This is a genomic window from Anoxybacillus sp. P3H1B, from assembly GCF_001560855.1.
GTDB lineage: Bacteria > Bacillota > Bacilli > Bacillales > Anoxybacillaceae > Anoxybacteroides > Anoxybacteroides rupiense.
This window is the reverse complement of sequence record NZ_LPUG01000003.1, coordinates 1-1,673: the sequence shown is the minus strand read 5'-3', so window position 1 is coordinate 1,673 and position 1,673 is coordinate 1. Positions and strand designations below refer to the sequence as shown.

At 36.7% G+C, this 1,673-nt stretch carries 1 protein-coding gene; it reads right to left on the bottom strand.

Features of this window, described 5'->3' with window-relative positions:
* Positions 1-45: 45 nt before the first annotated feature.
* Positions 46-1,604 (bottom strand): IS3 family transposase gene (locus AT864_RS17385; protein WP_231734563.1). Its coding sequence is split into 2 segments (ribosomal slippage): positions 46-962 and positions 962-1,604, totalling 1,560 coding nucleotides; the frame shifts between segments, so codons are not numbered across the junction.
* Between the last annotated feature and the right edge of the window lie 69 nt (positions 1,605-1,673).

Sequence of the window (1,673 nt, the reverse complement as noted above, 5' to 3'; positions counted from 1 at the left end):
TGAACTGCCCCCTGTCAAGTAGACAGTGGAAATAATAAAAATGATCTAAGCGGCTTTAGCTCTATATTCCATAGGGCTAAGGCCATTTAATCGTTTTTGATATCTATCATGATTATAAAAGCAAATGTAATCATCTATTGCTTTAGAAAGCTCTTCAAATGTCTCATACTTATTTAAATAATACTTCTCACATTTGAGTGTTCCCCAAAAAGATTCCATTGGTCCATTATCAATACATCTACCTACTCGCGACATACTTTGTGTCATTTTCGCTTTATCTATCCTGCGTTTAAACCCATGAGAGGTATATTGAAAGCCACGATCACTATGAATAAGGGGATGGTCTCCAGCCAAAAGCCCTGCTGCTTGGTCAAGCGTCTTAAACACAAGTTGATTATTATTAGAATGGCCTAAGACATAACTAACAATTGATCCATCATATAGATCAAGAATAGCGCTTAAATAAGCTTTCTTTGAGGGGCCATATTTGAATTCCGTGACATCTGTTACCCATTTTTCATTCGGCTTTTCCGCTGTGAATTCACGATTCAATATATTCTCCGCCACATGTTGAGGAGTAGAACGCTTATAAGGGGTTTTCTTTCTTCGAATGACAGATTGTATTCTTGCGACTTTCATTAATCTATAGATTCGCTTATGATTGAAATTTTGGCCGAACTTGCGATTCATGTTCAATGTCATTCGACGGTATCCGTATATACCATCAACTTCCTCATGAAGTGCTTTCATTTCTTTTATGATCTCTTCATTCTGAAGTTCTCGAGCAGAAGGCGTACGATTCAACCACTTATAATATGCCGCCCTAGATATTCCAGCGATTTCACAAAGTAGAATAACCTCTACCTCTTCCTTCTCATGAAGTTCTTGGATAGCGGTATACATATCTTCATATCGGATTTGACTTATTTTCGCCTCCTTTCGATTTCCTCTAACTTTTTTAAAAATAGATTCTCTGCACGTAACCGTTCATTTTCTCTTTCTAACTTTTTAATCTGGAGTTGGATAATGTCTTCTGGAGTTAATTCTGCTTCTTCTTTCTTCCTTCCGCGCTTATCTTTTAGTGCTTCATCTCCACCTGCTTCATACTTCCTCACCCATTGGTATACTTGTTGATAAGAGACCTCATAGGTCTCAGCTGTTCCTTGATAATCTTTTCCGTTTTCTAAGCAATCAAGGACAATTTGAATCCGTTCATCCCAAGTCGTTTTTCTTCCTTTCGTCATAGAGTTTGTCCTTCCTTTCGACCTATCCTTTAAATCTCTATGACTATTATAAATGCTAATCCATCTTCGGAGTACGGACCTGCTTGATATTTCATACTTTCTAACGATCTCATATTGAGAAAGTTCACCTGACAAATAATCGATTACAGCTGCTTCCTTTAACTCCTTAGAATAAGGTTTCCATGATGTAGATCTTTTTAATCCTTCCGATCCATACCTTTCAAATCCCACAATCCATTCTCTTAATGAATTTTGAGATATTTGATATTTAGAACAGAGCTCTTTAATGGAGTAGTCCCTCTTCTCATAAGCTTTAATAACTTCATATTTAAACTCTTCAGAATAATGTTTGCCAGACACAGAAAAACTCCCCCTAAGAGAAAACAGATTTTTATTTTTTAATCTGTCTACCTTAGGGGGAGCATATCA